This window comes from Actinomadura formosensis NBRC 14204 (assembly GCF_001552155.1).
GTDB classification, from domain to species: Bacteria; Actinomycetota; Actinomycetes; order Streptosporangiales; family Streptosporangiaceae; genus Spirillospora; species Spirillospora formosensis.
Genome location: NZ_BCQQ01000001.1, coordinates 69,555 through 92,381 on the forward strand (window position 1 = coordinate 69,555; position 22,827 = coordinate 92,381).

The window sequence follows — 22,827 nt, forward strand, 5'->3', positions numbered from 1 at the left end:
GGGTCCGCCGATAACGTAGAGTCCGACCGCATGACGGACAGCGAAGGCGGGCTCGACCTCACCAAAGGCGGGCCGGAGGACTCCATCCAGGAGTCGGCCTCCTCCCCGGACGGCCGGCCTCTCGTCGTGGTGGAGAACGTCAACAAGCACTTCGGCGACCTCCACGTCCTCAAGGACATCAACCTCACCGTGAACCCGGGTGAGGTGGTCGTCGTCATCGGCCCGTCCGGGGGCGGCAAGTCGACCCTGTGCCGGTCGATCAACCGGCTGGAGCCCATCGACAGCGGCAGGATCCTCGTAGACGGCAAGGAACTGCCCAAGGAGGGCAAGGAGCTGGCGAGGCTGCGCGCGGACGTCGGCATGGTGTTCCAGTCGTTCAACCTGTTCGCCCACAAGACGATCCTGGAGAACGTCACGCTCGGGCCGGTGAAGGTCCGCAAGCAGGGCAAAGAGGAGTCGCGGAAGTACGCGATGGAGCTCCTCGACCGGGTCGGCATCGCCAACCAGGCCGGCAAGTACCCGGCGCAGCTGTCCGGCGGACAGCAGCAGCGGGCGGCGATCGCGCGCTCGCTCGCGATGAGGCCCAAGGTGATGCTCTTCGACGAGCCGACCTCGGCACTGGACCCCGAGATGGTCAACGAGGTGCTGGACGTCATGACGAGCCTCGCCCGCGAGGGCATGACGATGATCGTCGTCACCCACGAGATGGGGTTCGCGCGCAGGGCCGCGCAGAAGGTCGTGTTCATGGCGGACGGCCAGATCGTCGAGGAGAACGCCCCCGACGCGTTCTTCACCAACGCGCGCACCGACCGCGCGAAGGACTTCCTCTCCAAGATCCTCACCCACTGAGAGCAAAGGCAGGACGAGAAATGCGAGTACGTCGTTTCGGAGCCCTCATCGGAGCGGGGATGGCGCTGTCCCTCGCGCTCAGCGCATGTGGCAGCGACGCGGAGAAGACCGAGGCCAAGACGGTCGTCCAGAAGGCCAAGGCCGACAAGAAACTGACGATCGGCATCAAATTCGACCAGCCGGCGCTGGGCCTGAAGAAACCGGACGGCACCTACGACGGCTTCGACGTGGACGTCGCCAAGTACATCGCCCAGAAGCTGGGCGTCCCCGCGAGCGGCATCACCTTCAAGGAGACGACCTCGGCGAACCGTGAGTCGTTCCTGGGCGGCGGGCAGGTCGACCTCGTGGTCGCCACCTACTCCATCACCGAGGCGCGCAAGAGCCAGGTGACCTTCGGCGGTCCCTACTACATCGCGCACCAGGACACGATGGTGAAGGCCAGCGACAACAGCATCAAGAAGGCCGCCGGCCTCAAGGGCAAGAAGCTCTGCAAGGCGGCCGGGTCCAACTCCTTCCGCCGTATCACCGAGGGCCCGCCGGACGGCAAGCTCAACATCAAGGGCGTCACGCTGGTGGACGCCAGCAGCTACTCCGAGTGCGTGAGCAAGCTGAAGTCCGGGGCGCTGGACGCGGTCAGCACCGACGACCTGATCCTCGCCGGGTTCGCCAACCAGCAGAAGGGCGCCTTCAAGGTCATCAACGACCCCTTCACCGACGAGAAGTACGGCGTCGGCCTCAAGAAGGGCGACACCGAGACCTGCGAGGCCGTCAACAAGGCCATCAACGACATGTACTCCGACGGCACCGCCAAGACGCTGCTGGAGAAGCACTTCGTCGGCACTGGGCTGAAGTTCACCACGACCGTCCCGCAGATGGAGGGCTGCTCCTGATCGGGACGGCGCCCGACGCCCGTCAGGCCGGTGCGTCCCGGGAGAGGTTCTCCGGGGGACGCACCGGCCCGGCCTGACCCCGTCGGCCCCGGCCGCCGGCCCGACGGCCGGGGCCGGCGGCCGGCCCGACATCGCTGGAACGCCATGAAACAGCTGAGCAATGTTTGACTTCAGCCCGTTCTTCGACAGCTTCGACGAGATCCTCCAGGGGTTCTGGGCGACGATCCGCCTGGCGGCCGCCGCGGCGGTGCTCTCCCTCGTCATCGGCACGGTCCTGGCGAGCTTCCGCGTCGCCCCGGTGCCGGTGCTGCGCGCCTTCGGCACGGGCTACGTCAGCATCGTCCGCAACACGCCGCTGACGCTGGTGCTGCTGATGTGCAGCCTCGGCCTCAACGACATCCTCGCGCTGAAGTTCTCCTCGAACTCGTCGGTCACCTACTACTGGTGGGCCGTCCTCGGCCTGTCCGCCTACACCGGGGCCTTCGTCTGCGAGACGCTCCGCTCGGGCATCAACACCGTCCCGCTGGGGCAGGCGGAGGCGGCGCGGTCGATCGGGCTGACCTTCACCCAGTCGCTGCGCACGATCATCCTGCCGCAGGCGTTCCGGGCGATCATCGCGCCGCTGGGCAGCGTCTTCATCGCAATGATCAAGAACACCACGGTGGCCGCCGCGGCGAGCTACGCCGAGGTGGCGCTGGTCACCAAGACGATCGTTGACAAGCCCACGTTCGCCAACGGCGTCATCCCGCTGTTCCTCGGCGTGTCCGTCGGCTTCCTGATCCTCACCCTGCCGACCGGATACTTCTTCGGCTGGCTGGCCAAGCGGATGGCGGTGGCGCGATGAGCAAGGAAGCGACCGTACTCTTCGACATCCCAGGGCCGAAGGCGCGCACGCGGAACACGATCCTCACCGTCATCGTGTCGGTGGTGATCGCCGCCGTCTTCGCCGCGCTCATCTGGCGCCTCGCCGACAAGGGCCAGCTCGCGGAGAAGCTCTGGACGCCGTTCACCAAGTGGACCGTCTGGCGGCACCTGATCATCCCCGGCCTGCTGAGCACCCTGAAGGCCGCCGCCGTCGCGACCGTCCTCGCGCTGCTGTTCGGCGTCGTGTTCGGCCTGGCCCGGCTCTCCGACCACTGGTGGATCCGGCTCCCCGCCGGGGCCGTCGTGGAGTTCTTCCGCGGCCTCCCGCTGCTGATCCTGATCTTCCTGGCGTTCTTCGTCCCGAACAAGATCAGCCCGGCGATCGCCGAGTCCCAGTTCGGCCAGCTGCAGCGCCTGTCGGTCGACTACTTCTTCTCGATCTTCGGCGTGGAGAGCAACGCCGGCGTGGTCACCGTGCCCGCGTTCGCCGCGGTCGTGTTCGGCCTCACCCTCTACAACGGGTCGGTGCTCGCCGAGGTCGTCCGTGCGGGCGTCCTGTCGATTCCGAAGGGGCAGGCGGAGGCCGCCTACTCCATCGGGCTGCGCAAGAACGGCGTCATGCGGCTCGTCCTGCTGCCGCAGGCCATCACCGTGATGATGCCGGCCATCGTGAGCCAGATCGTCGTCCTGCTCAAGGACACCGCGCTCGGGTTCATCATCGCCTACCCCGAACTGCTGCAGGCCGGCTTCAAGCAGGTACCCGCCAACTACAGCAACAACGTCCTGCAGGCCGGGATCGTGGTCGCGGTCATCTACATCGCGATCAACATGTCGGTGAGCCGGCTGGCGACGGCGCTGGAGTCCCGCAGCCGCCGCAGCCGCAAGACCCAGGCCAGGCCCATGGACGCGGGCGGGCCGCCGCCCGTGCCGGGGGTCGGGGTCACCGGGCAGCCCGTCCCGTTGGCCTGACCTCCTGAGCGCCCGTGCGGGGGTGCCGCCGGTTCCGGCGGCACCCCCGCTCTGTTGCCGGCGAGTCCGCCGGTGGCCTGCATGTATCTTTCCGAAGTCAAACAGGCCGTCATGGCCCCAACCGATCCCCGTATGCGGGACGATTCCTGTTATGACCGCTCGTGCGACCCTCCCCTACGGCTCCTGGCCCTCCCCCATCTCCGCGGCCGATGTCGCCCGCGCCCGGCTGCGCCTCAGTTTTCCCACCGTCGCGGGCGATGACGTGTGGTGGCAGGAGACCCGGCCCGAGGAGGGCGGGCGGACCACGGTCGTCCATCTCAACGGCGGTCATCGCACGGATCTGCTCCAGGCGCCGTGGGACGCCCGTACCCGCGTCCACGAGTACGGGGGCCGGTCCTACCTGCCGATCCGTACCGGCGAGGGCTGGTCGGTCGTGTTCTCCAACTACGACGACCAGCGGCTCCACCGGCTCGACGAGGGCGACCCCAAGCCGTACCCGCTGACGCCCGAACCGGCCGTCCCGGCGGGGCTGCGCTACGCCGACTACGTCCTGTCCCCGGACGGGACGGAGATCTGGTGCGTGTGCGAAGGCCACATCACGGCGCCGGCCGAGCCCGCGCCCGCCGAGGGCGAGGACGCCGGGCACCCTCCGGCGGAGGAGCCGGGCACCACCGGGATCCGGCGCGCCATCGTCGCCGTCCCGCTGGACGGCAGCGCCGCCGGGGACGCCGGCGCGATCCGCGAGCTGGTCACCGGTGCGCAGTTCTACGCCTCGCCCGTCCCGTCGCCGGGCGGCGGGCACCTGGCGTGGGTGCAGTGGAACCACCCGCGCATGCCGTGGGACGGCACCGAGCTGCGCGTGGCGGCCATCGAGGACGGTGCGACGGTCGCGCCCAGGACCGTCAAGGGCGGGCTCACCGAGTCGGCCCTGGCGCCGCTGTGGCGCGACGACGAGTCCCTGTACGTGATCTCCGACTGGCCCGGCTGGTGGAACATCTACCAGGTCGGCCTGCACGGTGAGTCGCCGCAGGCCCTCTACCCGGCCGAGGAGGAGTTCACCGGCCCGCTGTGGCAGCTCGGCGGCATGCCGTACGCGCTGCTCAGCGACGGGCGGCTCGCCGTCCTGCACGGCGAGGGCGACATGCGGCTCGGCGTCTACGATCCGGAGACCCTCGACCTCGTCGACCTGGAGGTCCCGTACGAGCACTGGGCGACGCAGTTGTCCGCGGACGGGACGACGATCGTCGGCATCGCCGGCGGGCCCGACCTGCCGCCCTCGGTCGTCCGCGTCGACACCACGACCGGGCGCGTCGAGGGGCTGCGGCGCGAGCTGGCCGAGCTGCCGGACGTCGCGTACCTGTCCAGGCCGCGCGCCGAACGCCTGGAGGGGCCGTTCGGGCGTCCCGTCCACGCGTACGTGTTCCCGCCGACCAACCCGGAGGCGGCGGGGCCCGAGGGTGAACTGCCGCCGTACGTGGTGTTCGTGCACGGCGGCCCCACCCAGCGGGTCTCCACGGTGCTCGACCTGGAGCGGGCCTACTTCACCAGCCGCGGCATCGGGGTCATCGACGTCAACTACGGCGGATCGACCGGCTATGGCCGCGCCTACCGTGAACGGCTGCGCCGCCAGTGGGGCGTCGTCGACGTAGAGGACGCCATAGCCGCGGCTCAGGCACTCGTGGACGGCGGCATAGCCGATCCGGCACGGCTGGCGATCCGGGGCGGTTCCGCGGGCGGCTGGACTACGCTCGCTGCGATCACCCAGACGGACCTGTTCAAGGCCGCGACGTCCTACTTCGGCATCAGCGACCTGCAGAGCTTCGCCGAGGCCACGCACGACTTCGAGTCGCACTACCTGTTCGGGCTCATCGGCCCCCTGCCCGGCTTCGAGCGCGCCTACGAGGAGCGTTCACCGCTCGGCCGCGCCGACCGGACGGCGTGCCCCGTCCTGCTGCTCCAGGGGCTGAACGACCCGGTCGTGCCGCCGGACCAGTCCGAGCGTTTCGCGCTGGCGCTGGCCGACAAGAAGATGCCGTACGCCTACCTCACGTTCGAGGGCGAGTCGCACGGCTTCCGGAAGGCCGACACGATGATCCGCTGCCTGGAGGCGGAACTCGCCTTCTACGGCCAGACCCTCGGTTTCGAACCGCGCGGCGTGGAGCCGATCAACCTCACGGTCGGCTGATCCGTCCCGCCCGTCCGCTCTCCGGCGGGCGGGCGCCGGACCGGGGCTCAGCGGGCGAACTCGGTCGCCCGGGACTCCCGCACCACGGTGACACGGATCTGGCCCGGGTAGGTCAGCTCGTCCTCGACCTGCTTGGCGATGTCGCGGGCGATGACCTGTGCCTGGATGTCGTCGACCGTGTCCGGCTTGACCATCACGCGGATCTCGCGTCCGGCCTGCATCGCAAAGACCTTCTCCACGCCCTCGTGCTTGTCGCGGGCGATCTGCTCGAGCCGCTCCAGGCGCTTGACGTACGCCTCCAGGGACTCCCGGCGCGCCCCGGGCCGGCTGCCGCTCACCGCGTCCGCCGCCTGGGTGAGGACGGCCTCCACCGTCCGGACCTCGACCTCGTTGTGGTGGGCCTCGATCGCGTGGACGACATCCTCGTGCTCGCCGTAGCGGCGCGCGATCTCGGCGCCGATCAGCGCGTGGCTGCCCTCCACCTCGTGGGTGAGCGCCTTGCCGATGTCGTGCAGCAGCGTGCATCGCTTGGCGACCTCCACGGGAAGCCTCAGCTCGCTCGCCATGACCCCGGCGATATGCGCGGACTCGATCAGGTGCTTCAGCACGTTCTGCCCGTAGGACGTCCGGTACCGCAGTTGCCCGAGCAGCGCGATCAGCTCCGGGTGCATGTCGCCGATGCCGACCTCGACCAGTGCGTCCTCGCCGGCCCGCACGCACAACTGCTCCACGTCGCTCTTGCTGCGCTCGTAGATCTCCTCGATGCGCTGCGGGTGGATGCGCCCGTCCAGGACGAGCTTCTCCAGCGTCAGCCGGCCGACCTCCCGCCGCACCGGATCGAAACAGCTCAGCAGCACCGCCTCGGGCGTGTCGTCGATGATCAGGTTGACGCCGGTCGTCGTCTCGAACGCGCGGATGTTGCGGCCCTCGCGGCCGATGATGCGGCCCTTCATCTCGTCGCTCGGCAGATGCAGCACCGACACGACGGACTCGGCCGTCTGGTCGCTCGCGACCCGCTGGATCGCCAGTGTCACGATCTTGCGGGCGCGCTTTTCGCCCTCCGCCCGCGCCGCGTTCTCGATCTCACGGACGATGGGGATCGACTCCCGCTTCGCCTGGTTCTCGATCGCCGCGACCAGTTCGCCTCTGGCCTGCTCGGCGGTGAGCCCGGCCGCCCGCTCCAGGATCTTGCGCCGCTCCTCGGCGACGCCGGCCAGTTCCTCCTTGCGGGCCTCCAGCGCGTGCTTGGCCGCGGCGAGCCGTTCCTGCCACTCCTCCAGCCGGCGGACCTCGCCGTCCAGCCGCTGCTCGCGTTCGGCGAGACGCGCCTCCCGGCGCTCCAGATCCTCCCGGACGGTCCGCAGGTCGTCCCGGAGGGTCCGGCCCTCCTCCTCGGCCTCGGTGCGCGCCGCGGACGCGATCTGCTGCGCCTCCTGCTCGGCCTTCTCCAGGGTTTCCTGCGCGTCCCGTTTCGCCTTCGACCGGATCTCGTCGGCCTCGCTCTGCGCGCGGGCCATCTCCGCCGCGGCCTTCCCGGGCGTGCCGGGGCGCCACAGGACGACGATGATGAGAGCGACCAGGGTCACCAGCAGAGCTGCACCCAGCAGGACGCTCTCCATGAGGCAGATCCTTCCTCGCCGCGGGCCCCTCCGGACTTCGGGACCCTGCCTAGCGAGGATTTACTCGCGCTCGGATTCACGACATCGCGGGGCCACGCGCGGCGCGCCCCGATGCCCCGGCCGTATCCGGTCGGCGAACGGTGTCCTGTGTGCCTCTCAGCTGCTGGAACGTGCTCGGTCGTATGGCAATCCGCAAGACGCGGAGTAACTCCTCACTGCCGTAACGGTAAGCGGCGCGGAGGTAATGAGCAAGCAAACGAAGGGCATTCCGGACTAACCGAACGTCAGCGTGACTCCTTCCTTACCGCCCTTCCCGACCCTCCACGCCCCTTCCCACCAGGCCGATCACTCTTGTGGGGGAGAGTCAGAAAACACCTCACCCGGCAGTCACCCCGCTCCGCAACCCGGAGTGTCACCGGCCCACGTCCGTGCGCGGGGCGCGGGCCTGCCCCGTATGACCTGCCCCATATGACCCGCCCCGTATGGAAGGTGGTCAGTCGAAGGCGTCGTCGGGGATGGTCTCCAGGTCGGTGCTCTCTTCGGCCAGCGCCTCTTTGACCACCCGGTAGGAGAGGCCGGGCGGGTAGCCCTTGCGGGCGAGCATGCCCACCAGGCGGCGCATGCGCTTGGCGGGGTCGGCGCCCCTGGTGGCCGGGAGTTTGCGGTGAACCAGGGCGCGGGCGGTTTCCTCCTCCTCGGCGGGGTCCAGGGACTCGACGGCTTCGTCGACGGTGTCCTCGGCCACGCCGCGGCGGCGAAGCTCGGCGGCCAGGGCTCGCCTGGCCAGGCCGCGGCCGGCATGCCGGGACCGGACCCAGGCCCGCGCGAACGCCTCATCGTCGATGAGGCCGACGTCGGTGAAGCGGGAGAGGACCCGTTCGGCCACCTCGTCCGGGATGTCCTTGCGGCGCAGGGCGCTCGCGAGCTGGGCCCGCGTGCGGGGCGACGCCGACAGCAGACGCAGGCAGATCTCGCGGGCCCTGGCCTCGGGATCGCTCATGCGGCCGTGGGAGCGGCGGCGCCGCCGGGGAAGGTCCGTGCACCGATCGCGCGGTGCCGGGTGAGGCGCCGCCGCCCTGCATACGAGATCATCGCTCACCCTTCGTCAAGTGTCACCCACCGCCGCGGATTCTTGGTTATGAATCACCCGTCTTGGTGGCCTTCGCCCCCCTTTTCGCGGCGGTGGTCCGGCCGGCGGCGGCCGGAGCCGGGGGCGCGGGCGGCGCGGCGGCCGGGGCGGGCTCGGCCTCCTTGTCGACCTTGGGACCGATGCCCAGCTTCTCCTTGATCTTCTTCTCGATGCCGTCGGCCATGTCGGGGTTGGCCTTGAGGAAGTTGCGGGCGTTCTCCTTGCCCTGGCCGAGCTGGTCGCCGTCGTAGGTGTACCAGGCGCCGGACTTGCGGACGAAGCCGTGCTCCACGCCGAGGTCGATCAGGCCGCCCTCGCGGCTGATGCCCTGGCCGTAGAGGAGGTCGAAGTCGGCGACGCGGAAGGGCGGAGCCATCTTGTTCTTGACGACCTTGACGCGGACGCGGTTGCCGACGGCCTCGGTGCCGTCCTTGAGGGTCTCGATACGGCGGACGTCCAGCCGGACCGAGGCGTAGAACTTCAGCGCCCGGCCCCCGGTGGTGGTCTCCGGGGAGCCGAACATGACGCCGACCTTCTCACGGAGCTGGTTGATGAAGATGGCGGTTGTCTTGGTCTGGTTGATCGCGCCGGTGAGCTTGCGCAGGGCCTGGGACATGAGGCGGGCCTGGAGACCGACGTGGCTGTCGCCCATCTCGCCCTCGATCTCGGCGCGCGGGACGAGCGCGGCGACGGAGTCGATGACGACGATGTCGATCGCGCCTGAGCGGATCAGCATGTCGGTGATCTCCAGGGCCTGCTCGCCGGTGTCGGGCTGGGAGACCAGCAGGGCGTCGATGTCGACACCGAGCTTGGCGGCGTACTCGGGGTCGAGCGCGTGCTCGGCGTCGACGAACGCGGCGATGCCGCCCTTCTTCTGGACACTGGCCACCGCGTGCAGCGCGATGGAGGTCTTGCCGGAGCCCTCGGGGCCGTAGACCTCGACGACGCGCCCGCGCGGGAGGCCGCCGATGCCGAGCGCGATGTCGAGGGAGATCGCGCCGGTGGGGATCACCTCGACGGGCGCCCGCGCCTCCTCGCCCATCCGCATGACCGACCCCTTGCCGAACTGCCGCTCGATCTGGGCGAGTGCGGTCTCGAGAGCCTTCTCCCGGTCGTTCGCTGCCATGAGATGTCCTTCTCGTCGTGACTGTCGGCTTCTCGGCCGCTGCTTTGCGCTGTCGAGGGCGACGTTACGGCGGGCCACCGACACTTTTCGAGCCCCCGCGCAATTGTGGACGACGCCGCCATGGACGGCACCGCCATGGACGACGCCGCGCGTCAGAGACCAGCTTACCGAACATCCGTTCGATCATCGCTCGTTATGCCGATTCGAGCATGAATGGCCGTGCGCTCTCTGGTCCCGACCCCGTACGCTGGCGCAGTCCACGGAGGGTTCCGAACATGACGCTGACCGTCCTCTTCTGCGTCGATCCGCTCCATCCCCGGCGCGTTGACCCCCACTTCTCCCGCGAGGCCGCCGCCGTGCGGGACCACTACGGCGAGATCGCCCTGATCGACCACGACGCGCTGCGGCGCGGCGACGCAGAGGACGCCGTCGACGCGGTGCCCTCCGGCCTGGGGCCCGCCTGGTATCGCGGCTGGATGCTCTCGGCGGAGGAGTACGGCGCGATGGCCGCCGCCTTGAAGCGGCGCGGGACGGTCCTGCTGACGCATCCGAACGACTACAGGCGCGCGCACGAGCTGCCGGGCTGGCATGAGACGTTCGCGGGGCTCACCCCGCACAGCGTGTGGCGGCCCCTCGGCCCGGGGCAGGACCCCGGTGCCCTCCATGAACTGGAGGAGCTCGTCCGTCCGCTGCGCGGCGGCCCGGCCGTGGTCAAGGACTACGTGAAGTCGTGCAAGCACGAGTGGGAGGAGGCGTGCTTCGTCCCCGACGTGAAGAACCTCGCACGGCTGCACGACGTCGCGTCCAAGATGGTCGCGCTACGGGACGACCATCTGGCGGGCGGCCTCGTCGTGCGCGAGTTCGAGGAGTACGACGGCGAGGGTGAGGCGCGCGTGTGGTGGGTGGACGGCGAGCCCGCCCTGGTGGGCCCGCATCCCGACAGCCCTGATGTGGAACTCGATCCGGACGTGGACGCCGTGGCGCCGGCCGTCCGCGCGCTCGGCTGCCGTTTCATCACCACCGACCTGGCCCGCCGCACGGACGGCGCATGGCGCGTGGTGGAGGTCGGCGACGGTCAGGTCAGCGATCTGCCGTCGTCGGTGGACGCGATGGATCTCTACGCCCACCTGCCCGTACCCGAATGACCGGTCGGCGCGGAACCGGGACACATGTCTCTTCCGTCTCATGATCCGCAGTTCTAGGCTGCCTGATCACTGATGCTTGACTAAGGACGTGTGCCCGTGTCCCCACAGGAGACCGATCGCCGGTTCAGCTCCCGCGTCGTGAAAGTGGGAATGGTGAGCGCGCTGTCACTGACGCTCGTCGCGTGCGGCGCCGGTTCGACCACGGCGCGATGCGTCGATCGGAATTCGCCCGGCAGGGGCGGTTACCGGGTCGTCCCGGACGGCAACTGCGACCCCGGCGACATCGACCGCACGTCCCACGCGTACGGCCGGTACTTCTGGTACTACGGCGGGAAGAGCACCTCCGGGTTCGCGTCCGGCGGCAGCGGCATCCGGCCCGACGGGAAGATCAAGTCGAGCAGCGGGCGGACGCTGAGCCGTGGCGGGTTCGGCGGCAGCGGCCGGAGCGGAGGCTGACCCGTGCACCGTATGCGTTCGACGCCGCGTGACGGCTGGGCGGAGAAGATCGAGGCGCACGGCCTGGCCTTCCACCGCACCGCGCACCCCGAGTACCTGACCCGGCCCTACTGGGACGAGTCCGTGCACTACGTCTTCGACATGATCGAGGTACTGGCACTTGAAACGGCCGTCGAAGAGCTGCACCGGATGTGCCTGGACGTGGTCGAGCACGTCGTGTCCACCGGCCGCTACCACGCTCTCGGCATCCCCGGCTGGGTGGCGCCGCTGATCGAGGAGTCGTGGCGGCGCGGCGATCCGCACCTGTACGGGCGGTTCGATCTGCGTTACGACGGCCAGGGCCCGCCCAAGCTCCTGGAGTACAACGCCGACACTCCGACGGCCCTGGTCGAGAGCTCCGTCGTCCAGTGGCACTGGCTGCAGGACACCCATCCGGGGGACGACCAGTGGAACTCCATTCACGAGCGGCTCGTGGCCCGCTGGAAGGAGATCGCTCCGGCCGCGGGCGGGGGGCCGGTCCATTTCGCCTGGACGGCCGATGACGAGACCGGTGAGGAGGTCATGACGATCGCCTACATGCAGGAGACGGCCGAGGAGGCCGGCCTGCCGGGCATGGCGATCGCCATGGAGGACATCGGCTGGGACTCCGCACGCGGGCGTTTCGTGGACCTGGACGAGCGGGAGATCGGGACGCTCTGCAAGCTCTACCCGTGGGAGTGGATCGTCGCCGAGCCGTTCGGGAAGAACATTCCGGGAGCGCCCACGTCGTGGATAGAGCCGATCTGGAAGATGGTGCTGTCGAACAAGGCGCTGCTCGTCCTGCTGTGGGAGCTCTTCCCCGGGCACCCCAACCTGCTGCCGGCCTACCTGAACACACCCTCGGACCTCACGTCCTACGTGCAGAAGCCGCTGCTGGGGCGGGAGGGGGCGAGCATGCGCATCGTCCTGCCGGACGGAACCGAGCAGCGAACCGAGGGCGACTACGGCACGGAAGGGTTCGTCTTCCAGGAGTTCTGCCCGCTGCCGGACTTCGATGGCGAGCACCCGGTGCTGGGGGCGTGGGTGGTCCACGATGAAGCGGCCGGCCTCGGCATCAGGGAGACGTCGGGACTCATCACCGACGACACGTCGTCGTTCGTCCCGCACCGCATTCGGCTGTAGCGGCTACTGCAGGGTGGACGGCACGTCGAAGTTCGCGACGACGGCCTCCCAGACCTTCCTGGCGGGTTCCCCGTCGGTGAGTGCCTGCTCGATGGTGCGGCCGCCCAGTTCGGCCATGACGTAGTCCTTGGCCACACTCTCGGCGTAGCGCTCGCCGAACTGCTGCTTCATCCGATCCCAGAAAACTGTGAGCCGCACCGCTCCACGCTATCCGACGGAGGACTCCCCCAAGGACCGCGTGACCTCGCCGGGGACGGCGGGTCCGGTCCCTTGGCGGTGCTGGCGGTGCAGACCCGTCAGGTAGCGCTCGACGCCCTCGATGACGCGGGCCGTCCGGTAGGAGGGGAAGACGTCGAAGGCGTGCTGGGCCCCCTTCATCTCGGCATGGATGACGGGTGACTTGGAGACGTCCCGGAGCCGTTCCACGAACCGGCGTGCTTCGGCCACGGGGATGAGCGAGTCGCGGCTTCCGTGGATGACGAAGAAGGGCGGCGCGTCCTCGCTGATGTACGTGACGGGGGACGCCTTGGCGTACGCTTCCCGGTTCCCTTCGAAGGGCTGCTTGATCACCATTCGTTCCATGAGGCCGGTGGCGCCCATGGGACGCGGCCACGGCCCCGGTTCGAAGAGGTTGTAGACGCCGTAGAACGGGACGGCACCCTGCACGCTGGTGTCGGTGTCCTCGAAGCCCGGCTGGAATTCGGGCACGTTCGCCGTCAACGCGACCATCGCCGCGAGGTGCCCGCCGGCCGAACCACCGGTCACACAGAGGAAGCCGGGATCGGCTCCGTACTCCCTGGCGTGCTCCCTGTACCAGGCGAGGAAGTGCTTGAGGTCGATGAGGTGCTCGGGCCAGGTGGCGCGGGGGCTGAGCCGGTAGTTGACGTTGAAGCCGACCCATCCCTGCGAGGCCATGTGGTTGAGCAAGGGCAATCCCTGCTCGCGTTTGTCTCCGATGACCCACGCGCCGCCGTGGATCTGCATGAGCCCGGGACGCAGTTCATCGCCGGGGAGCTCGCCGGTCGGCCGGAAGACGTCCAGCTTCAGGCGCAGCCGGCCGTCCTCGCGGTAGACGACGTTGCGTTCGACCCGCACGCCTTTGCGCGGGATCAGGCACAGCGGCGGGACGATCAGATGCGAGAGCGGATAGTGGGGAGCGCCTTCGGGGTCCAGGTCGAGGGGCGCGCCGCTGCCCCGCAGCGTGACGACCGTACGGCGGGACGCGACGATGGTGGCCGCGACGCCCGCCATGCCCAGCGCCGCCAGGGCGAGACCCGTCCAGCCGGGCCAGCCGTCCAGTCCACCGAACACGGCCGTGAGCGTGGTGGCGACGGCCCCGGTGACGAGCACGTGCGGCGCCATCTCGATGGTCAGCCACCCCAGGAAGAAACTCGGCGTGAGCAGGACGGCGCTGCGCCGGGGAGCGTGCGCGTTGGCGGCGGCCAGGGCGAGCAGGATCCCGAGGACGAGCAGGACGTAGGTCATCGAGATCCCCTTGGCGGCGAGTGTCCCATCCGTAGAACCATGCCCGGACAAGTGCTTGCTTACAAGGTGACGCCCGCCACCCCGTCGCGTTCTGTCGGCCCCGCAAGGCAGTATGGCGCCATGGGCGGTGACGTGCTCGAACGCTTCTCCCCGGCGACCCGCGCCTGGTTCCGCGGGGCGTTCGCCGCGCCCACCCCCGCCCAGGCTGGGGCGTGGGAGTCCATCACGGGCGGCGGCGACACGCTCGTCGTCGCGCCCACCGGGTCCGGCAAGACCCTGGCGGCGTTCCTGTGGTCGCTGGACCGGCTCGCCACCGGGCCCGTCCCGGACGATCCGCTGCGGCGCTGCCGCGTCCTGTACGTGTCGCCGCTGAAGGCCCTCGCCGTGGACGTCGAGCGCAACCTGCGCGCCCCGCTGACCGGGATCCGGCAGGCGGCGCGCCGGCTCGGCCTGCCCGAGCCGGCGGTCCGGGTCGGGATGCGGTCGGGCGACACCCCGGCCGACGAGCGCCGCCGGCTCGCCGTCAAGCCGCCGGACATCCTGATCACCACGCCCGAGTCGCTGTTCCTGATCCTGACCTCGCGGGCGCGCGAGTCGCTGCGCGGTGTCGAGACCGTCATCGTGGACGAGGTGCACGCGGTGGCGGGCACCAAGCGCGGCGCGCACCTGGCGCTCTCCCTCGAACGGCTGGACGACCTCCTCGATCGGCCCGCCCAGCGGATCGGCCTGTCGGCGACCGTCCGTCCCGCGGACGAGGTGGCGGCCTTCCTGGGCGGGACGAACCCGGCCTCCGTCGTCCAGCCTCCGTCCGACAAGGTCTTCGATCTCGACATCGTCGTCCCCGTGGAGGACATGGGCGAGGTCGGCCAGTTCGTTGACGACTCCGGTACGGCCGACCCCCGGCAGCGCAGCATCTGGCCCCATGTCGAAGACCGTCTGCTCGACCTCATCCAGGCACACCGCTCGACACTGGTGTTCGCCAACTCACGGCGGCTGGCCGAAAGGCTCTGCGGACGGCTGAACGAACTCGCCTACGAACGCACGACGGGCGAGCCCCTGCCCGAGGACCACTCCCCCGCCGCCACGATGGCCCAGGCGGGTACGGCCAGAGGCGCCCCTCTGGAGATCGCCAGAGCGCACCACGGCTCGGTCTCCAAGGAGGAACGGGCCGGCATCGAGAACGCTCTGAAGGAGGGGCGCCTTCCGGCGGTCGTGGCGACGTCCAGCCTGGAACTGGGCATCGACATGGGCGCCGTCGATCTGGTCGTCCAAGTGGAGTCACCGCCGTCGGTGGCCGGCGGGCTCCAGCGGGTGGGGCGCGCGGGCCACCAGGTCGGTGCCGTCTCCAAGGGCGTGATCTTCCCCAAGTACCGGGGCGACCTCGTCCAGACGGCGGTGGTGGCCGAGCGGATGCGCGACGGCGAGATCGAGGAGCTGCGCTACCCGCGCAACCCCCTGGACGTCCTCGCGCAGCAGATCGTCGCGATGGTCTCCATGGACGAATGGACCGTCGACGATCTGGAATCACTGGTCAAGCGCGCCGCTCCCTACGCCACGCTCCCGCGTTCGGCCCTGGAGGCGTGCCTCGACATGCTCGCCGGGCGCTACCCCAGTGACGAGTTCGGCGAACTCCGCCCACGCCTGGTGTGGGACCGGGTGACGGGCGTCCTGCACGGCCGTCCCGGCGCGCAACGCCTCGCGGTGACCAGCGGGGGGACGATCCCGGACCGCGGCCTGTTCGGAGTGTTCCTCGCCGGCGGGGCTCCGTCCGCCCGGGGAACGGCCTCCGGAGGGTCCCGCGTCGGGGAACTGGACGAGGAGATGGTCTACGAGTCGCGCGTCGGCGACGTGTTCGTGCTCGGCGCCAGCTCGTGGCGCATCGAGGACATCACGCCCGACCGGGTGCTCGTCTCCCCCGCCCCCGGCCGGCCCGGCAAGCTGCCGTTCTGGCACGGCGACACACCGGGGCGGCCGGCCGAGCTGGGCCGCGCGCTCGGCTCGTTCACCCGCGAGCTGGCCGGCCTGCCCGCGCGGGAGGCCCGCGAGCGCGTCTCCGCCGCGGGGCTGGACGCCTGGGCCGCGGCCAACCTCGTCTCCTACGTGAGCGAGCAGCGTGAGGCCACGGGGCACGTCCCCGACGACCGCACGGTGGTCGTCGAACGGTTCCGCGACGAGCTCGGTGACTGGCGTATGGTCGTCCACTCTCCGCTGGGCGCGCGCGTGCACGCGCCCTGGGCCCTTGCCATCGCGGGCCGTCTGCGCGAACGGTACGGCGTCGACGCGCAGGCCATGCACGCCGACGACGGCATCGTCATCCGCATCCCGGACATGGACGAGCCGCCCGGCCTCGATCTCGCCGTCTTCGACGCCGACGACATCGAGCGCGTCGTCGTGGACGAGCTGGGCGGCTCGGCGCTGTTCGCGGCCCGGTTCCGCGAGTGCGCGGCGCGTTCCCTGCTGCTCCCCCGCCGTCGCCCCGACAGGCGCACGCCGCTCTGGCAGCAGCGCCAGCGCGCCGCGCAGCTCCTCGCCGTCGCGAGCAAGTACCCCTCGTTCCCGATCGTGCTGGAGACCATCCGCGAGTGCCTGCAGGACGTGTTCGACGTCCCTGGCCTGGTGCAGCTCATGCGCGACCTGTCGGGACGCAAGGTCCGCACGGTCGAGGTGGAGACGCCGGAGCCGTCGCCCTACGCGCGGTCCCTGCTGTTCCACTACGTCGGCGCGTTCATGTACGAGGGCGACTCCCCGCTCGCCGAACGCCGCGCCCAGGCACTCGCGCTCGACTCGGCGCTGCTCGCCGAACTGCTCGGCCAGGCCGATCTCCGCGAGCTGCTCGACCCCGACGCCGTCGCCGACACCGAACGCGAACTCCAGCGCCTGGCCGCCGACCGCCGTGCCCGCGACATGGAGGGCGTCGCCGACCTCCTCCGCGCCCTCGGGCCCCTCACCACGGCGGAGGTCGCCGAACGGGCCCTCGGCCCGGGTGCCGCGCCGAGCGGTCACGCCGCCCTGGAGGGCGAGGCGGCGGGTCCGGACGCGGCTCCGGACTCCGGCGCGGTACTCGCCCTGGTGGCGCGGTGGCTGGTGGAGCTGGAAGGAGCGCGGCGGGCGATCCGGGTGCGGGTCGCCGGGCAGGAGCGCTGGGCCGCGATCGAGGACGCGGGGCGGCTCCGCGACGCGCTCGGGGCGCCGCTGCCCGTGGGCGTCCCGGAAGCGTTCCTCGAACCGGTGGGCGACCCGCTCGGCGACCTGATCTCCCGGTACGCGCGCACACACGGGCCGTTCCGGGCGGGTGAGGCCGCCGCCCGCTTCGGGCTGGGCATCGCCGTGGTCGTGGAGACCCTGCGGCGGCTGGCGGGCGCGGGCCGGGTCGTCGAGGGCGAGTTCCTGCCCGCCCAGGCCGTTGCGGGCCCGCTGACGGCCGAATGGTGCGACACCGGCGTCCTGCGCGTGCTGCGGCGCCGCAGCCTGGCCCGGCTCCGCGCCGAGGTGGAACCGTCCCCGCCGGAGTCACTCGGCCGTTTCCTGCCCGCCTGGCACGGCGTTTACGGCGGGTCGCGGCTGCGGGGCGTCGACGCGCTCGTCCAGGCGATCGAGCAGTTGCAGGGCGCGGCGGTCCCGGCGTCCGCGCTGGAGTCGCTGATCCTGCCGTCCCGGGTGCCCGGCTACACCCCCGCCATGCTGGACGAGCTGACGTCCGCCGGCGAGGTCGTGTGGGCGGGGCAGGGCGGTCTGCCGGGCGGCGACGGCTGGGTGGCGCTCTACCTGGCCGACACCGCGCCGCTCCTCATGCCGGAACCCGCGGAGATCACCCTCACGCCCGTGCATCGGGCCGTCCTGGACGCGCTCGGTGACGGCGGCGCCCACTTCTTCCGGACGCTGTCCGACCGGGTGAACAAGGACGTCACCGCGAACGATGCCGACCTCGTCACCGCCCTGTGGGACCTCGTATGGTCCGGGCACCTCACCAACGACACGATGGCGCCGTTGCGCGCCGCGCTGGGGTCCGGCCGTCCGGCGCACCGTTCCCGGACGACACGCCGCGGCCGTCCCGTCCTGCCGTCCAGGACGGGCCCGCCCACGGTCGCCGGACGCTGGTGGCCGCTCCCCGAGCGGGAGGCCACCGCGACACTGCGGTCCCACGCCCTCGCCGAAGCCCTCCTGGAGCGGTACGGCATCGTGATACGCGGTGCTGTCGCCGCCGAACGCACCCCCGGCGGTTTCTCCGCCGTCTACCCGGTGCTCCGCGCGTTCGAGGAGACGGGCCGGTGCCGCCGGGGCTACTTCGTCGAGGGCCTGGGAGCCGCCCAGTTCGCCCTGCCGGGCGCCGTCGACCGGCTCCGCGCGCTCCGCCCCGCGGCCGCTCCCCCGGGCGACGTCCCCGCACTCTGGGAGACGCCCCGCGAACCCGGCGGCCGGGCCCTCGTCCTCGCCGCCACCGACCCGGCCAACCCGTACGGGGCGGCGCTGCCCTGGCCGGAACGCGGTGAGGAGGCCGCCGGCGGCCACAAGCCCGGCCGCAAGGCGGGCGCGCTGGTCGTGCTGGTCGAGGGGCGCCTCGTCCTCTATGTCGAACGCGGCGGCCGGACCCTGCTGACCTGGTCCGATGATCCGGGCATCCGGCAACCGGCGGTGGACGCCCTGGCGCTGGCCGTCCGCGAGGGCGCCCTGGGCAAGCTGACCGTGGAACGCGCCGACGGGGAAGCGATCAGCGACTCCCCGCTGGCCGCCGCCCTGGAGTCCGCGGGTTTCCATCCGACCCCCCGGGGCCTGCGCCTCCGCTCCTGATCATGCGTGATCGCGGCGGACGCGTTCCGGGGAGGCGGCCCGGGGTCAGCGGCGGCGTTTGAACATGGCGATCAGGCCCCGGAGGGCTCGTTCGTCCAGGGAACCGAACGGGTTGTCGTGGACGAGGTAGGTCCAGGTCGCGGAGGGGCGTTTCAGGCCGGCGGAGGCCAGGTCGATGCCGCTCTCATCGGCGGTCAGGGCCGCGAAGGCGGCCACCGCGCGGTTCCGGGCGTCGCCGAGGAGGCGTTTGCCCGCCGGGACAGCCTCGCGGTTGAACTCGATCAGCGGGTCCAGGCCGCGGCCGAGGGAGCGCAGGTGGATGCCCTCGCGCAGGTCGGCGAGGTAGGCCAGGTGCTCGGCCCAGCAGCGGTCCAGGTGGTACAGGACGATCTGGCGCGCGGCGGCGGTGACCGCGCCCGCGCCCGCGATCGCGGTGAGCTCGGCGTGCCGTCCGGGGGCGGCGGCGGCCATGGCCCGGCCGGCGGCGTCGCCGTGCAGGACGGCGTCGCGTTCGGTGAGAAGCTCGCGGCGCTGCAGTCCGATCAGGTGGTTGTAGCGCCAGGTGTTGCGGTGCAGTTCGAGGGCGACGCCCTCGGCGACGCGCTGGGCGTGGCCGACGATCCAGTGCGCGCCCTTGTCGGTGATCAGCCCGTCGTCGTCCGAGGGCGCCCTGCTCTTCTCGTCGGGCGCGTAGCGGGTGACGAGGTCGTCCTGGAGGCTGGTGAAGAAGACGGAGCCGCCGGGGTCGCCCTGCCGGCCGGCGCGGCCGCGGAGCTGGTCGTCCAGGCGGCTGCTGTGGTAACGGCCGGTGCCGATGACGAGGAGTCCGCCCGCCTCGGCGACGCGGTCGTGGTCGGAGCCCGGCGCGTCGGCGGGCGCGGTGCCCGGGGCGGTGGACGGGCTGCCGCCGAGGCGGATGTCGGTGCCGCGGCCCGCCATCTGGGTCGAGACGGTGATCGCGCCGTGGGCCCCGGCCTCGGCGATGATCGCGGCCTCCTCGGCGTCGTTCTTGGCGTTGAGGACGACCCCGTCCAGCCCGGCGCGGGCGAGGCGGCGGGCGAGGCGCTCGGACTCGGCGACGTCGCCGGTGCCGACCAGCACCGGCCGCCCGGCGGCGTGCGCGGCGGCGATCTCCTCGACGATCGCGACGTCCTTGTCGGCGGTGGTCGCGTAGAGGCGGTCGGGCTCGTCCACACGGACGCAGGGCCGGTTCGGCGGGATGATCGCGATCTGCAGCGAGTAGAACTCGGTGAGCCGGCCGGACACGGCCATCGCCGTGCCGGTCATCCCGCACCGGACGGGGTAGCGCCCGATCAGCTCCTGGACGGTGATCGAGTCGAGGATCTCGCCGCTCGGGGACGCCTCCAGGGCCTCCTTCGCCTCCACCGCGGCCTGCAGCCCGTCCGGCCAGCGCTGCAGCAGCGCGACCCGGCCCCGCGACTCGCTGATCAGCTTCACCGCGCCGTCCAGGACGATGTAGTCCACATCGCGGTGCAGCAGGACCTCGGCGTGCAGCGCCACGTTCACCGCGGTGAGCGTGGAAAGGTTCTCGGGCGCGTAGAGGTCCAGGTTCAGAACGCGTTCCACCTCGCGTGCCCCGGCCGGCGTGAGCTGGACGTTCCGCGCCTCGTCGTCGGTGGCGTAGTGCAGGCCGGGCCGCAGCCGCCGGACGAGGTCGGCGTGCCGGGGGTCGGCGGCGTCGAGGCCGGCGGCCCCGGCGAGGACGAGCGGCGTCATGGCCTCGTCCACGAGCACCGAGTCGGCCTCGTCGATCAGCACGGCGGACGGCGAGGGCAGGACCAGGTCGCCGGGGTCGGTGGCGAGCCGGTCCCGCAGCAGGTCGAAGCCGACCTCGCTGACCGGCGCGTACGTCACGTCGGCCGCGTACGCCGACCGCCGCTCGCCGGGCGTGGACGACTGCCCCACCCAGCCCACGGAGACGCCCAGCATCGCATGCAGCGGGCCCATCCACTGCGCGTCGCGGCGCGCCAGGTAGTCGTTGACCGACAGCACGTGCACCTGACGGCCGCGCAACGCGTGCCCGGCGGCGGCCAGGGCCCCCGCCAGGGTCTTGCCCTCGCCGGTCGCCATCTCGGCGACGTGCCCGGACAGCAGCGCGAGCGTCCCGATCAGCTGGACGTCGAACGGCCGCTCCCCCAGCGTCCGGCGGGCGGCCTCCCGGCCGAGGGCGCACAGCTCCGCCGGGTCGTCCTCCGCGCGGAGAGCGGACACGGCGGAGGTCAGCTCGGCATCGGACAGCTCCCGGACCCGGGACTCGCGCCTTCCCGCCTCGTCCGCCAGCGCGCGGAAGGGCGCCAGGTCGACGCTGCCCGGCTTCTGGGCGAGCCTCCGCAGCCGGTCACGCAGCGCCATGGCGTCCCCTCGGTCGATCTGTCGCGGTCCCCCCCGCGGGCGGGTCCGAGACGGCGTTCCCCTCCATGATCCCAGTGTGGAGGCCAGTGCCGCCAAGGGCGTTCTCCGCTGTTGGTCTGAGTCCGATTTCATTCCTTGGTTGGATCCCTTCCGCCCCTTCCGTTTGAGATCATGAGGTCATCACGGGGTTGCGGTGGCCAAGGGGAAAGCGTCACCGCGGAACGGGGTTTCGCCATGACACCTACGGCACGGAAGGCAGCCGCGCTCCGGCGCAAGCGCCAGATCATCAGCCAGACCGTCATCGACCGGGCGCTGAACGATCCGCGGCGCCACAAGGAGGCCGCCGTCGCGGCGGCGTCGCCGGGTAGCCGCTGAAGGAACGGTCCACAAAAGCGCCCCCCGCCGGCCGGCGGGGGGCGCTCGGCTTCGCCTGAGCCGCCCCGCCGCTAGGGCGTCCCGCCCGCAGAGAACACCTCGTCGCGGGCCTTCTGCAGCGCCGCGTACAGGGCGCCGCGCAGAACGGGGTTGCCCTCCACCCCGGTGACGGCCACGGCCGGACGGGTGGGGCTGATCCGCCCGACGATCCGCTCGATGCGGGTGGCGAGGGGACGTCCGCCGGCCCGGCCGAGACTTCCCGACAGCACGACGAGGCCCGGGTCCAGGACGATGTTGACCGAGGTCACGCCGTAGGAGATGCGGTTGGCGAGTTCGTCCAGGAACGCGCCGCCGCGGCTCTCGTCGGCGGCGGCCGCGCTGACGCAGTCGAACGCGGTCGGCTCGGCGATCCCGTGCTCGTGGGCCAGGGCGCGCACCGCGTCGGCGCCGACCAGGGCCCCGTAACCGCCGGCGAGGGTCGGGATCCCCCAGGTCGTCGACTCGGTGACGCCCTCGTCCTCGGGGGCGCGGCGGGCGGCGCCGAGCGGCAGCGGCGCGCCCGGGACCGGCAGGTAGCCGATCTCCCCCGCACCGCCCCAGCGCCCGCGGTGCAGCCGGCCGCCCAGCATCACCGACAGGCCCATGCCGCGGTCGAACCACATGAGCGCGAAGTCGTCGGCGCCCTGCGCGGAGCCGTACGCCCGTTCGGCGATCGCGGCCAGGTTGACGTCGTTCTCTATGGTCACGGGCCGCCGCAGGTCGGTCCTCAGCGCGGCCAGCACGCCCTCGTGCCAGGACGGCAGGTCGAACGAGAACTGGACATCCCCGGAGCGCGGGTCGACGACGCCGGGCGTCCCGATGACGAAGGCGTTCAGCTTCGACACCGCGACCCGGGCCGACCGGCACGCCTTGACGACGGCGTTGTGGACCATCTTCACCGGCTCGCCGGCGCCATTCGGGTCCACGGTGACCTGGGCGGCGATGTGTCCGGTGATGTCGGCGACACCGGCGGTGACGCCGTCCGGCCCGACCTCCAGCCCGGCGACATAGGCACTGGACGGGACGACCGCGTACAGGGCGGCGTTGGGCCCGCGTCCCCCGGCCTGCTCGCCGACGACCGAGACCAGCCCCCGCTCCTCCAGTCTCGACAGCAACTGGGAGGCGGTCACCTTCGACAGCCCGGTGTGCTCCCCGATCTGGGCGCGGGTCAGCGGGCCCCGCTCGACGAGCAGGTCCAGCGCCGCGCGGTCGTTGAGCTCACGCAGCAGCCTCGGCGTTCCCGGGCGTGTGGCCATGCCGGCCCCCTCGATGTCTCAATCCGCTAACGGGCGGTTTTGTTTAGGAAAGTTTCTTGTTAGTTTACGCCCAAGCGCCGGCCGGTCCGGTACCCCGGGCCGGGGGCGCGCGCAGAGC

Annotated in this window: 17 protein-coding genes; 10 read left to right on the plus strand and 7 right to left on the minus strand. The window is 71.4% G+C overall.

Features of this window, described 5'->3' with window-relative positions:
* Positions 1–30: 30 nt before the first annotated feature.
* From AF1_RS00325 to AF1_RS00345, 5 genes are all read left to right on the plus strand, one after another.
* Positions 31–849, plus strand: coding sequence for an amino acid ABC transporter ATP-binding protein (locus tag AF1_RS00325; RefSeq protein WP_084262283.1), 819 nt, complete (start codon positions 31–33; stop codon positions 847–849).
* Between the two features lie 20 nt (positions 850–869).
* The gene (locus AF1_RS00330) at positions 870–1,739 is read left to right on the plus strand and encodes a glutamate ABC transporter substrate-binding protein (RefSeq protein WP_067791985.1); all 870 of its coding nucleotides are present in this window, start codon (positions 870–872) and stop codon (positions 1,737–1,739) included.
* Positions 1,740–1,899: 160 nt separating this feature from the next.
* A complete protein-coding gene (locus tag AF1_RS00335) occupies positions 1,900–2,583 on the plus strand; it encodes an amino acid ABC transporter permease (RefSeq protein WP_067791990.1) in 684 nt (227 codons plus the stop codon).
* Positions 2,580–3,572 carry an amino acid ABC transporter permease gene (locus AF1_RS00340; RefSeq protein WP_067791992.1) on the plus strand — a complete coding sequence of 331 codons (993 nt, stop codon included), beginning with the start codon at positions 2,580–2,582 and terminating at the stop codon, positions 3,570–3,572. The genes AF1_RS00335 and AF1_RS00340 overlap by 4 nt, the downstream gene beginning before the upstream one ends.
* Positions 3,573–3,723: 151 nt before the next feature.
* Positions 3,724–5,757 carry a S9 family peptidase gene (locus tag AF1_RS00345; RefSeq protein ID WP_067791995.1) on the plus strand — a complete coding sequence of 678 codons (2,034 nt, stop codon included), beginning with the start codon at positions 3,724–3,726 and terminating at the stop codon, positions 5,755–5,757.
* A gap of 47 nt (positions 5,758–5,804) precedes the next feature.
* On the opposite strand, the gene rny is transcribed toward AF1_RS00345, so the two are convergent.
* From rny to recA, 3 genes are all read right to left on the minus strand, one after another.
* Positions 5,805–7,376 carry a ribonuclease Y gene (gene rny, locus AF1_RS00350; protein WP_067791998.1) on the minus strand — a complete coding sequence of 524 codons (1,572 nt, stop codon included), beginning with the start codon at positions 7,374–7,376 and terminating at the stop codon, positions 5,805–5,807.
* Positions 7,377–7,869: 493 nt separating this feature from the next.
* Positions 7,870–8,376, minus strand: coding sequence for a regulatory protein RecX (locus AF1_RS00355; RefSeq protein ID WP_067792001.1), 507 nt, complete (start codon positions 8,374–8,376; stop codon positions 7,870–7,872).
* A gap of 136 nt (positions 8,377–8,512) precedes the next feature.
* Entirely contained in the window at positions 8,513–9,631 is a 1,119-nt protein-coding gene (gene recA, locus AF1_RS00360) for a recombinase RecA (protein ID WP_067792004.1), read from the minus strand.
* Between the two features lie 275 nt (positions 9,632–9,906).
* On the opposite strand from recA, the gene AF1_RS00365 reads away from it, so the two are divergent.
* From AF1_RS00365 to AF1_RS00375, 3 genes are all read left to right on the plus strand, one after another.
* Complete coding sequence (locus AF1_RS00365) at positions 9,907–10,776, plus strand: ATP-grasp domain-containing protein (RefSeq protein WP_067792007.1); 870 nt, start codon at positions 9,907–9,909, stop codon at positions 10,774–10,776.
* A 96-nt stretch (positions 10,777–10,872) separates the two neighbouring features.
* On the plus strand, positions 10,873–11,232 hold the full coding sequence (locus AF1_RS00370; RefSeq protein ID WP_242608703.1) for a hypothetical protein: 360 nt from the start codon (positions 10,873–10,875) through the stop codon (positions 11,230–11,232).
* Between the two features lie 3 nt (positions 11,233–11,235).
* The gene (locus AF1_RS00375) at positions 11,236–12,393 is read left to right on the plus strand and encodes a glutathionylspermidine synthase family protein (RefSeq protein ID WP_174548802.1); all 1,158 of its coding nucleotides are present in this window, start codon (positions 11,236–11,238) and stop codon (positions 12,391–12,393) included.
* Between the two features lie 3 nt (positions 12,394–12,396).
* On the opposite strand, the gene AF1_RS32840 is transcribed toward AF1_RS00375, so the two are convergent.
* Positions 12,397–12,591: a DUF3046 domain-containing protein gene (locus AF1_RS32840; RefSeq protein WP_084262284.1), complete on the minus strand. Its 195-nt coding sequence runs from the start codon at positions 12,589–12,591 to the stop codon at positions 12,397–12,399.
* A 9-nt stretch (positions 12,592–12,600) separates the two neighbouring features.
* Complete coding sequence (locus tag AF1_RS00380) at positions 12,601–13,878, minus strand: alpha/beta hydrolase (RefSeq protein WP_067792016.1); 1,278 nt, start codon at positions 13,876–13,878, stop codon at positions 12,601–12,603.
* A gap of 120 nt (positions 13,879–13,998) precedes the next feature.
* Between AF1_RS00380 and AF1_RS00385 the strand changes: the two genes are divergently transcribed.
* On the plus strand, positions 13,999–18,666 hold the full coding sequence (locus AF1_RS00385; protein ID WP_067792019.1) for an ATP-dependent helicase: 4,668 nt from the start codon (positions 13,999–14,001) through the stop codon (positions 18,664–18,666).
* A gap of 45 nt (positions 18,667–18,711) precedes the next feature.
* Here the strand turns inward: AF1_RS00385 and secA2 are convergent, their stop codons facing one another.
* Positions 18,712–21,039: an accessory Sec system translocase SecA2 gene (secA2, locus tag AF1_RS00390; protein WP_084262285.1), complete on the minus strand. Its 2,328-nt coding sequence runs from the start codon at positions 21,037–21,039 to the stop codon at positions 18,712–18,714.
* 234 nt (positions 21,040–21,273) lie between these two features.
* On the opposite strand from secA2, the gene AF1_RS33960 reads away from it, so the two are divergent.
* Positions 21,274–21,414 carry a hypothetical protein gene (locus AF1_RS33960; RefSeq protein ID WP_157419121.1) on the plus strand — a complete coding sequence of 47 codons (141 nt, stop codon included), beginning with the start codon at positions 21,274–21,276 and terminating at the stop codon, positions 21,412–21,414.
* Positions 21,415–21,485: 71 nt separating this feature from the next.
* Here the strand turns inward: AF1_RS33960 and AF1_RS00395 are convergent, their stop codons facing one another.
* Positions 21,486–22,709 (minus strand): ROK family transcriptional regulator, encoded by a 1,224-nt coding sequence (locus AF1_RS00395; RefSeq protein WP_067792022.1) that lies wholly within the window; start codon positions 22,707–22,709, stop codon positions 21,486–21,488.
* Between the last annotated feature and the right edge of the window lie 118 nt (positions 22,710–22,827).

Bases quoted from the DNA above. Each gene is read 5' to 3' on its own strand.
- AF1_RS00330 (WP_067791985.1), top strand. From the start codon at position 870: ATGCGAGTACGTCGTTTCGGAGCCCTCATCGGAGCGGGGATGGCGCTG.
- AF1_RS00335 (WP_067791990.1), top strand. From the start codon at position 1,900: ATGTTTGACTTCAGCCCGTTCTTCGACAGCTTCGACGAGATCCTCCAG.
- AF1_RS00340 (WP_067791992.1), top strand. From the start codon at position 2,580: ATGAGCAAGGAAGCGACCGTACTCTTCGACATCCCAGGGCCGAAGGCG.
- rny (WP_067791998.1), bottom strand. From the start codon at position 7,376: ATGGAGAGCGTCCTGCTGGGTGCAGCTCTGCTGGTGACCCTGGTCGCT.
- AF1_RS00355 (WP_067792001.1), bottom strand. From the start codon at position 8,376: ATGAGCGATCCCGAGGCCAGGGCCCGCGAGATCTGCCTGCGTCTGCTG.
- AF1_RS00325 (WP_084262283.1), top strand. From the start codon at position 31: ATGACGGACAGCGAAGGCGGGCTCGACCTCACCAAAGGCGGGCCGGAG.
- AF1_RS00365 (WP_067792007.1), top strand. From the start codon at position 9,907: ATGACGCTGACCGTCCTCTTCTGCGTCGATCCGCTCCATCCCCGGCGC.
- AF1_RS00380 (WP_067792016.1), bottom strand. From the start codon at position 13,878: ATGACCTACGTCCTGCTCGTCCTCGGGATCCTGCTCGCCCTGGCCGCC.
- secA2 (WP_084262285.1), bottom strand. From the start codon at position 21,039: ATGGCGCTGCGTGACCGGCTGCGGAGGCTCGCCCAGAAGCCGGGCAGC.
- AF1_RS33960 (WP_157419121.1), top strand. From the start codon at position 21,274: ATGACACCTACGGCACGGAAGGCAGCCGCGCTCCGGCGCAAGCGCCAG.
- recA (WP_067792004.1), bottom strand. From the start codon at position 9,631: ATGGCAGCGAACGACCGGGAGAAGGCTCTCGAGACCGCACTCGCCCAG.
- AF1_RS00385 (WP_067792019.1), top strand. From the start codon at position 13,999: ATGGGCGGTGACGTGCTCGAACGCTTCTCCCCGGCGACCCGCGCCTGG.
- AF1_RS00395 (WP_067792022.1), bottom strand. From the start codon at position 22,709: ATGGCCACACGCCCGGGAACGCCGAGGCTGCTGCGTGAGCTCAACGAC.
- AF1_RS00345 (WP_067791995.1), top strand. From the start codon at position 3,724: ATGACCGCTCGTGCGACCCTCCCCTACGGCTCCTGGCCCTCCCCCATC.